This is a genomic window from Citrobacter sp. wls826 (assembly GCF_005281245.1).
GTDB classification, from domain to species: domain Bacteria; phylum Pseudomonadota; class Gammaproteobacteria; order Enterobacterales; family Enterobacteriaceae; genus Citrobacter; species Citrobacter braakii.
Genome location: NZ_SZWS01000032.1, coordinates 67739 through 79528 on the forward strand (window position 1 = coordinate 67739; position 11790 = coordinate 79528).

The following is an 11790-nucleotide window of genomic DNA, read 5'->3' on the forward strand; positions in this document are numbered from 1 at the left end:
TCGCTTTTGCTGAAGTATCGCCTGATTTCTGCTTTTGTTTTAATACCCGTTGTCATCGCGGCGCTGTTTTTGCTGCCGCCGGTGGGGTTCGCCATTGTTACGCTGGCCGTCTGTATGCTGGCCGCCTGGGAATGGGGACAGTTAAGCGGTTTTACCACGCGTACGCAGCGAGTCTGGCTGGCTGTTTTGTGCGGGCTATTGCTGGCACTGATGCTATTTTTGTTGCCGGAATACCATCGCAATATTCATCAGCCGCTGGTTGAAGTATCGCTGTGGGCGTCGCTGGGCTGGTGGGTCGTGGCGCTGTTACTGGTGCTGTTTTATCCCGGCTCTGCGTCGGTCTGGCGTAATTCCAAAACATTACGCATAATTTTCGGCGTGTTAACCATAGTCCCTTTCTTTTGGGGAATGCTGGCGCTACGTGCATGGCACTATGATGAGAATCATTATAGTGGCGCGCTATGGCTGCTGTATGTCATGATCCTCGTCTGGGGAGCGGACTCGGGTGCCTATATGTTTGGTAAGCTGTTTGGCAAACATAAGCTGGCGCCGAAGGTTTCTCCTGGTAAAACCTGGCAGGGTTTTATTGGCGGACTCGCCACTGCTGCCGTGATCTCATGGGGTTATGGCATGTGGGCGAATCTTGAGGTTGCGCCTGTCACCTTGCTTATTTGCTCCATCGTTGCAGCCCTGGCCTCCGTGCTGGGTGATCTGACCGAGAGTATGTTTAAGCGTGAAGCAGGTATTAAGGACAGTGGTCACTTAATACCAGGACACGGCGGTATTTTGGATCGTATTGATAGCCTGACGGCTGCGGTACCGGTCTTTGCCTGCCTGTTGTTACTGGTATTCAGGACGCTCTAACGGATGGTCTTATGCTGAGTATTCTCTGGAATCTGGCTGCATTCATCGTTGCACTTGGTGTGCTTATCACCGTGCATGAATTTGGTCATTTCTGGGTTGCACGGCGCTGCGGAGTCCGCGTCGAACGCTTTTCCATTGGCTTTGGAAAAGCGCTTTGGCGGCGTACCGATAAATCAGGTACGGAATACGTCATCGCCCTGATTCCCCTCGGCGGTTACGTCAAAATGCTGGATGAGCGCGCTGAACCGGTCGCACCGGAGCTGCGCCATTACGCTTTCAACAATAAAACGGTTGGACAACGCGCAGCCATCATCGCCGCAGGTCCGATTGCCAACTTCCTTTTTGCTATTTTCGCGTATTGGCTGGTGTTTATCATCGGTGTCCCTGGCGTTCGTCCGGTTGTTGGTGAAATAACACCCAACTCGATTGCCGCACAGGCGCAAATTCAGCCGGGTACGGAACTAAAAGCGGTTGATGGTATCGAAACCCCTGATTGGGATGCCGTGCGATTACAACTGGTATCCAAAATTGGCGATGAACATACGACTCTCAGCGTGGCGCAGTTTGGCAGCAACCAGCGGCAGGACAAAACGCTGGATTTACGCCATTGGGCATTTGAGCCAGACAAAGAGGATCCTGTTTCCAGTTTAGGGATTCGCCCACGCGGTCCGCAGATTGAATCGGTGCTGTCAGAAGTGCAGGTAAACTCCGCTGCAAGTAAGGCGGGTTTGCAAGCTGGCGACAGGATCGTTAAAGTCAATGGTCAGCCGCTGACGCAATGGATGACGTTCGTGACGCTGGTGCGCGATAATCCGGATAAGCCGTTAGCGCTAGATATTGAAAGACAAGGAAGTTCCTTGTCTTTAACGTTAACCCCAGATTCAAAACAGGTTAACGGGAAGGCAGAGGGTTTTGCGGGCGTGGTGCCTAAAGTTATTCCTCTGCCTGATGAGTATAAGACTGTACGCCAGTATGGGCCATTCAGCGCCATCCTCGAAGCCTCGGATAAAACGTGGCAGTTGATGAAGCTGACGGTCAGTATGCTGGGAAAATTGATTACCGGTGATGTAAAACTGAACAACCTCAGTGGGCCGATTTCTATCGCCCAGGGGGCTGGGATGTCAGCGGAGTTCGGGGTTATTTATTACCTGATGTTCCTTGCGCTTATCAGCGTGAACTTAGGGATAATCAACCTGTTTCCGTTGCCCGTTCTTGACGGGGGGCATCTGCTGTTCCTGGCGATTGAAAAGCTGAAGGGCGGTCCGGTATCCGAGCGGGTTCAAGACTTTAGTTATCGCATTGGCTCTATCTTGCTGGTGTTGTTAATGGGGCTTGCACTTTTCAATGATTTCTCTCGGTTGTAAGAGAGTGTTAGGAAGAACGCATAATAACGATGGCGATGAAAAAGTTGCTCATAGCGTCGCTGCTGTTTAGCAGCGCCACCGTATACGGTGCTGAAGGGTTCGTAGTGAAGGACATTCATTTCGAAGGCCTACAGCGAGTCGCCGTTGGTGCGGCTCTCCTCAGTATGCCGGTGCGCACAGGCGACACGGTTAATGATGAAGACATCAGTAATACCATTCGTGCTCTGTTCGCCACCGGTAACTTTGAGGATGTCCGCGTCCTGCGCGATGGTGATACCCTTCTGGTTCAGGTAAAAGAACGTCCGACGATTGCCAGCATCACTTTCTCCGGTAACAAATCGGTGAAAGATGACATGCTCAAGCAAAACCTCGAGGCTTCTGGTGTGCGTGTTGGCGAGTCTCTGGATCGCACTACGCTAGCCGATATCGAAAAAGGGCTGGAAGATTTCTACTATAGCGTCGGTAAGTACAGCGCCAGTGTGAAAGCGGTGGTAACGCCGTTGCCGCGTAACCGCGTTGACCTCAAGCTGGTCTTCCAGGAAGGCGTTTCGGCGAAGATCCAACAGATCAATATCGTCGGCAACCATGCTTTCTCGACCGACGAACTGATCTCTCACTTCCAACTGCGTGATGAAGTGCCGTGGTGGAACGTGGTGGGCGATCGTAAATACCAGAAACAGAAACTGGCGGGCGATCTTGAAACCTTGCGCAGCTACTATCTGGATCGCGGTTATGCTCGCTTCAATATCGATTCCACCCAGGTTAGCCTGACGCCGGATAAAAAAGGTATCTACATTACCGTTAACATCACTGAAGGCGATCAATACAAGCTTTCAGGGGTACAGGTGAGCGGTAACCTGGCTGGGCACTCCGCCGAAATTGAGACCCTGACCAAAATCGAGCCAGGCGAACTCTATAACGGCACCAAAGTGACCAAAATGGAAGATGATATCAAGAAGCTTCTGGGTCGCTATGGCTATGCCTATCCGCGCGTACAGTCGCAACCTGAAATCAACGACGCCGACAAAACCGTTAAATTACGCGTAAACGTAGATGCAGGTAACCGTTTCTACGTGCGTAAGATTCGTTTTGAAGGTAACGACACCTCTAAAGATTCCGTTCTGCGTCGCGAAATGCGCCAGATGGAAGGTGCCTGGTTGGGTAGCGATCTGGTCGATCAGGGTAAAGAGCGTCTGAACCGTCTGGGTTACTTTGAAACTGTCGATACCGATACTCAGCGTGTACCGGGTAGCCCGGATCAGGTTGATGTGGTCTATAAGGTTAAAGAGCGTAACACCGGTAGCTTTAACTTCGGCGTTGGTTACGGTACTGAAAGCGGCGTGAGCTTCCAGGCTGGCGTTCAGCAAGATAACTGGTTAGGTACCGGTTATTCAGTCGGCATCAACGGCACCAAAAACGACTATCAGACCTATACTGAGTTGTCTGTCACCAACCCATATTTCACCGTTGATGGGGTGAGCCTTGGTGGTCGCGTTTTCTACAATGACTTTAAAGCGGATGATGCAGACCTGTCCGACTATACCAACAAAAGTTATGGTACTGACGCAACGCTCGGCTTCCCGATCAACGAATACAACACCTTACGTGCGGGTGTGGGTTATGTGCATAACTCCTTGTCTAACATGGATCCACAGGTTGCAATGCAACGTTATCTGGTTTCAATGGGTAAGGATCCTGACGCTGATAGCTTTAAATCAGACGATTTCACCTTCAACTATGGGTGGACATATAACAAGCTGGACCGTGGGTACTTCCCAACGGAAGGTACGCGTGTCAACCTGAACGGTAAAGTAACCATTCCGGGTTCTGACAACGAATACTACAAAGCGACGTTGGATACCGCTACCTATGTGCCGATCGATGACGATCACAAATGGGTTGTTCTGGGTCGCACGAAGTGGGGCTATGGTGACGGCATCGGCAGCAAAGAGATGCCGTTCTACGAGAACTTCTATGCGGGTGGTTCCAGCACCGTGCGTGGTTTCCAGTCCAACACCATCGGTCCAAAGGCTGTCTATTTACCGGCTAATCGTTATAACAACGATAGCGATTACGATAACGAATGTGACGCCACCAATACTTCACCGTGTAAATCGGATGATGCGGTGGGCGGTAACGCCATGGCTGTCGCCAGCCTGGAATTTATTACCCCGACGCCGTTTATCAGCGACAAGTATGCCAACTCGGTCCGTACCTCGTTCTTCTGGGATATGGGTACCGTTTGGGATACGAACTGGGATTCAGCTAAGTACTCTGGTTATCCGGACTACAGCGATCCGAACAATATCCGTATGTCAGCGGGTATCGCTTTACAATGGATGTCCCCATTGGGGCCGTTGGTTTTCTCCTACGCCCAGCCGTTCAAGAAGTACGATGGAGACAAAGCGGAACAGTTCCAGTTTAACATTGGTAAAACCTGGTAATTGTTCTTCGCAAAGGAATGTAGTGGTAGTGTAGCGATGACTTTAGGCGATCTTGCATGGGATCGCCTGGCCACGCAAAGAACTGTACCTTCGGGTGCAAATGGGATGGTAAGGAGTTAATTGTGAAAAAGTGGTTATTAGCTGCAGGTCTCGGTTTAGCGATGGCAACGTCCGCACAGGCTGCTGACAAAATTGCAATCGTCAACATGGGTAGCTTGTTCCAACAGGTTGCACAGAAGACGGGCGTTTCTGCTACGCTGGAAAACGAGTTCAAAGGCCGTGCCAGCGAACTGCAGCGTATGGAATCTGATCTGCAATCTAAAATGCAGCGTCTGCAATCCATGAAAGCGGGTAGCGATCGTACCAAGCTGGAAAAAGACGTCATGGCTCAGCGTCAGACTTTCTCTCAGAAAGCTCAGGCTTTTGAGCAGGATCGTGCGCGTCGTTCCAACGAAGAACGTGGCAAACTGGTTACTCGTATCCAGACAGCTGTGAAATCTGTTGCTAACAGTCAGAGCATCGATCTGGTTGTTGACGCAAACACCGTTGCATACAACAGCAGCGATGTAAAAGACATCACCGCTGACGTACTGAAACAGGTTAAATAAGTAATGCCTTCAATTCGACTGGCTGATTTAGCAGAGCAGTTGGATGCAGAATTACACGGTGATGGCGATATCGTCATCACCGGCGTAGCGTCCATGCAATCTGCGCAAACTGGCAATATCACGTTCATGGTGAATCCTAAGTACCGTGAACACTTAGGCGTATGCCAGGCCTCTGCCGTTGTGATGACGCAGGACGATCTTCCTTTTGCTAAGAGTGCTGCGCTGGTAGTGAAGAATCCCTACCTGACCTATGCACGTATGGCGCAAATCTTAGATACCACGCCGCAGCCCGCACAAAACATTGCACCGAGTGCAGTGATCGATGCGACGGCGAAGCTGGGTAATAATGTTTCTGTGGGCGCAAATGCGGTCATTGAGTCTGGCGTAGAACTGGGCGATAACGTCGTTATCGGCGCAGGCTGCTTCGTCGGAAAAAATACTAAAATCGGCGCAGGTTCACGCTTGTGGGCGAATGTGACGATTTACCACGACATTCAGATCGGTGAGAATTGCCTGATCCAGTCCAGCACTGTCGTCGGATCTGATGGATTTGGTTACGCGAACGATCGCGGTAACTGGGTGAAGATCCCGCAGCTTGGTCGCGTGATTATCGGCGATCGCGTCGAGATCGGCGCTTGTACCACCATTGACCGTGGTGCGCTGGACGATACTGTGATCGGTAATGGTGTTATCATTGATAACCAGTGCCAGATTGCGCATAACGTTGTGATTGGCGACAATACGGCGGTAGCCGGTGGCGTCATTATGGCGGGTAGCCTGAAGATTGGCCGTTACTGCATGATTGGCGGCGCCAGCGTGATCAATGGGCATATGGAAATATGCGATAAAGTCACGGTTACTGGCATGGGTATGGTGATGCGTCCTATCACCGAACCTGGCGTCTATTCCTCAGGCATTCCGCTACAGCCCAATAAGGTATGGCGTAAAACAGCTGCACTGGTGATGAATATTGATGATATGAGCAAGCGTCTCAAAGCGATTGAGCGCAAGGTTAATCAACAAGACTAAAGCACCGTTTTTGCATGTCTGACTTTTCGGCCTGTCCCATTCATACGATTGCGACAGGCCGTGTTATTATTGCCTTTTAGTATATTTTGACAGGAAGAGTATTTTGACTACTAACACTCATACTCTGCATATTGAAGAGATTTTAGAACTTCTGCCGCACCGTTTTCCGTTTCTGCTGGTTGACCGCGTGCTGGATTTTGAAGAAGGTCGCTTTCTGCGCGCAGTGAAAAATGTATCTGTTAACGAGCCTTTCTTCCAGGGCCACTTCCCGGGTAAACCTATTTTCCCAGGCGTACTGATTCTGGAAGCAATGGCGCAGGCCACCGGTATCCTCGCGTTTAAAAGCGTAGGGAAACTGGAACCAGGTGAACTGTACTATTTTGCGGGTATTGACGAAGCGCGCTTTAAGCGTCCTGTCGTGCCAGGCGATCAGATGATCATGGAAGTGACTTTCGAGAAAACGCGCCGCGGCCTGACCCGTTTTAAAGGGGTTGCGCTGGTCGACGGTAAAGTTGTGTGCGAAGCAACGATGATGTGTGCCCGTAGCCGGGAGGCCTGATACGTGATTGATAAATCCGCCTTTATTCACCCAACTGCCATTGTGGAAGAAGGCGCCAGCATTGGCGCTAACGCTCACATTGGCCCATTTTGTATTGTTGGACCCCATGTTGAAATTGGTGAGGGTACCGTACTGAAGTCTCACGTTGTCGTGAATGGCCATACAAAAATTGGTCGCGATAACGAGATCTATCAGTTTGCCTCCATCGGTGAAGTTAACCAGGATCTGAAATATGCTGGCGAACCGACCCGCGTGGAAATTGGCGATCGCAACCGCATCCGCGAAAGCGTCACCATTCATCGTGGCACAGTGCAGGGCGGTGGAGTGACGAAGGTGGGCAGCGATAACTTACTGATGATTAATGCGCACGTCGCGCATGATTGTACGGTAGGCAACCGCTGTATTCTGGCGAATAACGCCACGCTTGCCGGGCATGTATCGCTGGATGATTTTGTTATCATCGGCGGCATGACTGCGGTGCATCAGTTCTGCATCATCGGCGCGCATGTGATGGTTGGTGGCTGTTCTGGCGTTGCTCAGGACGTGCCTCCATACGTTATCGCCCAGGGCAACCACGCAACGCCATTTGGCGTCAATATCGAAGGTCTGAAGCGTCGTGGATTCACCCGCGAAGCGATTACCGCGATTCGTAATGCCTACAAAGCGTTGTACCGTAGCGGTAAAACGCTGGAAGAAGTGAAACCGGAAATCGCGGAACTGGCGAAACAGTACCCTGAAGTTCAGGCTTTCAGCGACTTCTTTGAGCGCTCAACGCGTGGTCTGATTCGTTAATGACTGAGCAGCGTCCTTTAACGATTGCCCTCGTCGCCGGAGAAACCTCCGGCGATATTCTTGGTGCAGGGTTAATTCGTGCACTCAAGGCTCGCGTTCCCAATGCGCGTTTTGTTGGCGTGGCGGGTCCGCTGATGCAGGCCGAAGGCTGTGAAGCCTGGTACGAAATGGAAGAGCTGGCGGTAATGGGCATTGTTGAAGTGCTCGGACGCCTGCGCCGGTTACTGCATATTCGCGCCGATCTCACTCGCCGATTTACCGACTTAAAGCCGGATGTTTTCGTCGGTATTGATGCGCCTGATTTCAATATTACCCTCGAAGGGAATTTGAAAAAGCAGGGCATTAAAACCATTCATTACGTCAGCCCCTCTGTGTGGGCCTGGCGACAGAAACGCGTTTTCAAAATAGGCAGATCCACCAATATGGTGCTGGCCTTTCTGCCTTTCGAAAAAGCGTTTTATGACAAATTTAACGTCCCGTGCCGCTTTATCGGTCATACCATGGCAGATGCCATGCCGTTGGACCCGGATAAAAACGCGGCTCGCGATGTTCTGGGTATTCCCCATGACGCTCACTGCCTGGCGCTATTGCCAGGAAGCCGTGGCGCAGAAGTGGAGATGCTCAGCGCCGATTTTCTGAAAACGGCGCAGTTGTTACGCCAGCATTATCCAGATCTCGAAGTGGTAGTGCCGTTGGTGAATGCCAAACGTCGCGAGCAGTTTGAGCGCATTAAAGCTGAAGTTGCGCCGGAGCTTTCCGTACATCTGCTTAATGGGATGGGACGTGAAGCGATGGTTGCCAGCGATGCCGCACTGCTGGCTTCCGGCACCGCTGCGCTGGAATGTATGCTGGCAAAATGCCCGATGGTGGTTGGCTATCGTATGAAACCTTTCACCTTCTGGCTGGCGAAGCGTCTGGTGAAGACCGATTACGTTTCGCTACCTAACCTGCTGGCGGGAAGAGAACTGGTTAAAGAGCTGTTGCAGGAAGAGTGCGAACCGCAGGCGCTGTCGCAAGCGCTGTTGCCGTTGCTGGCGAATGGCAAAACCAGCCATGCGATGCACGACACATTCCGTGAACTGCATCAGCAGATCCGTTGCAACGCTGATGAGCAGGCGGCGGATGCGGTCCTGGAGTTAGCGCAATGATTGAATTTGTATATCCGCATACGCATTTAGTGGCGGGTGTAGATGAAGTTGGACGTGGTCCTTTGGTCGGCGCGGTCGTCACTGCCGCCGTCATTCTGGATCCGGCTCGCCCTATTATCGGTCTTAACGACTCAAAAAAACTGTCGGAAAAACGTCGCCTGGCGCTATTCGATGAGATTAAAGAAAAAGCGTTAAGCTGGAGCTTGGGGCGTGCGGAACCACATGAAATCGACGAGTTGAATATTTTACATGCCACAATGCTGGCCATGCAGCGTGCGGTTGCGGGTCTGCATATAGCGCCGGAATACGTACTGATCGACGGCAATCGTTGCCCGGCATTACCGGTGCCATCGCTGGCGGTGGTAAAAGGTGATAGCCGTGTGGCGGAGATTAGCGCGGCGTCGATACTGGCAAAAGTCACTCGTGATGCTGAAATGGCGGCCCTGGATACGGTGTTCCCGCAGTATGGCTTTGCACAGCACAAAGGCTATCCAACCGCTTTTCATCTGGAAAAGTTGGCAATGCATGGCGCAACAGAGCACCATCGCCGTAGTTTTGGCCCCGTCAAACGCGCACTGGGACTCACGTCCTGATTCTTGTGTCGAAGGAATCTGAAGATGTCTGAACCTCGTTTCGTCCACCTGCGGGTGCACAGCGACTACTCCATGATCGATGGGCTGGCGAAAACCGGGCCGCTGGTGAAAAAGGCGGCCGCGTTAGGCATGCCTGCGCTGGCGATCACCGATTTTACCAACCTGTGTGGTCTGGTGAAGTTTTACGGAGCGGGTCACGGTGCGGGTATCAAGCCAATAGTTGGCGCAGATTTTCATGTCCGTAGCGAGCTGCTGGGCGATGAACTCACGCAGCTCACCGTGCTGGCCGCAAACAATACCGGCTATCAGAACCTGACGTTGTTGATATCGAAAGCCTATCAGCGTGGTTATGGCGCAGAAGGGCCGGTCATCGACCGGGATTGGCTGGCCGAGTTAAAAGAAGGTTTGATTTTGCTCTCCGGCGGCCGCATGGGCGACGTCGGGCGCAGCCTGCTGCGCGGTAATAGCGCGCTGGTTGATGAGTGCGTAGCGTTTTACGAAGAACATTTTCCAAATTGTTACTTCCTCGAGCTTATCCGCACCGGCAGGCAAGATGAAGAAAATTATCTGCATGCAGCGGTAGAACTGGCGGAAAGGCGTGGTCTTCCGGTGGTGGCGACCAACGATGTTCGTTTCCTTGAAACCGGTGATTTTGACGCGCATGAAATCCGCGTGGCAATCCATGACGGGTTCACCCTTGACGACCCGAAACGCCCGCGTAATTATTCGCCGCAGCAGTACATGCGTAGCGAAGATGAGATGTGTGAGCTGTTTTCCGATATTCCGGAAGCGCTGCAAAACACCGTTGAGATAGCTAAGCGCTGTAACGTGACGGTACGTCTGGGTGAGTATTTCCTGCCACAGTTCCCGACCGGTGATATGACCACCGAGGATTTCCTCGTGGCGAAATCGCGCGAAGGTCTGGAAGAGCGTCTGGCGTTTTTGTTCCCGGACCCTGAAGTTCGCGCCCAGAAGCGCCCGCCTTATGACGAACGTCTGGAAGTTGAACTTAAAGTTATCAACCAGATGGGATTCCCTGGCTACTTCCTGATCGTGATGGAATTTATCCAGTGGTCGAAAGATAACGGCGTACCGGTAGGCCCTGGACGTGGTTCCGGTGCCGGCTCGCTTGTCGCCTATGCGCTGAAAATTACCGACCTGGATCCGCTGGAATTTGACCTGCTGTTCGAACGATTCCTGAACCCGGAACGTGTCTCAATGCCCGACTTCGACGTTGACTTCTGTATGGAGAAACGCGACCGGGTAATTGAACACGTGGCGGAAATGTACGGTCGTGATGCTGTTTCGCAGATTATTACCTTCGGTACGATGGCGGCCAAAGCGGTTATCCGTGACGTGGGGCGCGTGCTGGGACACCCGTACGGCTTCGTTGACCGTATTTCGAAACTGGTGCCACCCGATCCTGGCATGACGCTGGCAAAAGCCTTTGAAGCCGAACCCCAACTGCCGGAAATCTATGAGGCAGATGAAGAGGTTAAAGCGCTGATCGATATGGCGCGTAAGCTGGAAGGCGTCACGCGTAACGCCGGTAAACACGCCGGTGGTGTAGTTATCGCGCCGACCAAAATTACCGATTTTGCGCCGCTGTACTGCGATGAACAGGGGCTGCACCCGGTTACTCAGTTTGATAAGAACGACGTGGAATATGCCGGCCTTGTGAAGTTCGACTTCCTCGGCCTGCGTACGCTCACCATCATCAACTGGGCGCTGGAAATGATTAACGCGCGCCGTGAAAAGAACGGCGAGCCGCCGCTGGATATCGCCGCTATCCCGCTGGATGACAAGAAAAGCTTCGACATGCTGCAACGCTCGGAGACCACGGCGGTCTTCCAGCTAGAATCCCGCGGCATGAAAGATCTTATCAAACGTCTGCAGCCTGACTGCTTCGAAGATATGATCGCCCTGGTGGCCCTGTTCCGTCCAGGTCCGCTACAGTCGGGGATGGTAGATAACTTTATCGACCGTAAGCATGGTCGCGAAGAGATTTCCTACCCGGACGTACAATGGCAGCATGAGTGTCTGAAACCGGTACTGGAGCCGACCTACGGCATTATCCTGTATCAGGAACAGGTTATGCAGATTGCCCAGGAGCTGTCCGGATATACCCTTGGCGGTGCGGACATGTTGCGTCGTGCGATGGGTAAGAAAAAGCCGGAAGAGATGGCTAAGCAGCGCGGCACCTTTGAAGAAGGGGCGAAAAAGCGCGGCGTCGACGGCGAACTGGCGATGAAAATCTTTGACCTGGTGGAGAAATTCGCCGGTTACGGATTTAACAAATCGCACTCCGCTGCCTATGCGCTGGTCTCTTACCAGACGCTATGGCTGAAGGCGCATTACCCCGCCGAGTTTATGGCGGCGGTAATGACCG

General features: G+C 52.3%; 10 protein-coding genes. All 10 read left to right on the forward strand.

Annotated elements, in window-relative coordinates; all coding sequences use genetic code 11:
* Positions 1-6 precede the first annotated feature (6 nt).
* Positions 7-864 (forward strand): phosphatidate cytidylyltransferase, encoded by an 858-nt coding sequence (gene cdsA, locus FDW87_RS08325; RefSeq protein WP_016151762.1) that lies wholly within the window; start codon positions 7-9, stop codon positions 862-864.
* An 11-nt stretch (positions 865-875) separates the two neighbouring features.
* The gene (rseP, locus tag FDW87_RS08330; RefSeq protein ID WP_016151763.1) at positions 876-2228 is read left to right on the forward strand and encodes a sigma E protease regulator RseP; all 1353 of its coding nucleotides are present in this window, start codon (positions 876-878) and stop codon (positions 2226-2228) included.
* 29 nt (positions 2229-2257) lie between these two features.
* The gene (gene bamA / locus FDW87_RS08335) at positions 2258-4672 is read left to right on the forward strand and encodes an outer membrane protein assembly factor BamA (RefSeq protein ID WP_016151764.1); all 2415 of its coding nucleotides are present in this window, start codon (positions 2258-2260) and stop codon (positions 4670-4672) included.
* A 122-nt stretch (positions 4673-4794) separates the two neighbouring features.
* Entirely contained in the window at positions 4795-5280 is a 486-nt protein-coding gene (gene skp, locus FDW87_RS08340) for a molecular chaperone Skp (protein WP_016151765.1), read from the forward strand.
* A 3-nt stretch (positions 5281-5283) separates the two neighbouring features.
* Positions 5284-6309: a UDP-3-O-(3-hydroxymyristoyl)glucosamine N-acyltransferase gene (lpxD, locus tag FDW87_RS08345; RefSeq protein ID WP_003018531.1), complete on the forward strand. Its 1026-nt coding sequence runs from the start codon at positions 5284-5286 to the stop codon at positions 6307-6309.
* A gap of 103 nt (positions 6310-6412) precedes the next feature.
* Complete coding sequence (gene fabZ, locus FDW87_RS08350) at positions 6413-6868, forward strand: 3-hydroxyacyl-ACP dehydratase FabZ (RefSeq protein WP_003018528.1); 456 nt, start codon at positions 6413-6415, stop codon at positions 6866-6868.
* A gap of 3 nt (positions 6869-6871) precedes the next feature.
* Positions 6872-7660, forward strand: a complete 789-nt coding sequence (gene lpxA, locus FDW87_RS08355; protein ID WP_003018525.1) for an acyl-ACP--UDP-N-acetylglucosamine O-acyltransferase — start codon at positions 6872-6874, stop codon at positions 7658-7660.
* Complete coding sequence (lpxB, locus tag FDW87_RS08360; RefSeq protein WP_003829168.1) at positions 7660-8808, forward strand: lipid-A-disaccharide synthase; 1149 nt, start codon at positions 7660-7662, stop codon at positions 8806-8808. Before lpxA ends, lpxB begins: the two co-directional genes overlap by 1 nt.
* Positions 8805-9401: a ribonuclease HII gene (rnhB, locus tag FDW87_RS08365; protein WP_019078405.1), complete on the forward strand. Its 597-nt coding sequence runs from the start codon at positions 8805-8807 to the stop codon at positions 9399-9401. Before lpxB ends, rnhB begins: the two co-directional genes overlap by 4 nt.
* Before the next feature lie 24 nt (positions 9402-9425).
* Positions 9426-11790, forward strand: a 2365-nt coding sequence (dnaE, locus tag FDW87_RS08370; RefSeq protein WP_252363078.1) for a DNA polymerase III subunit alpha, incomplete at its 3' end; no start/stop codon positions are given.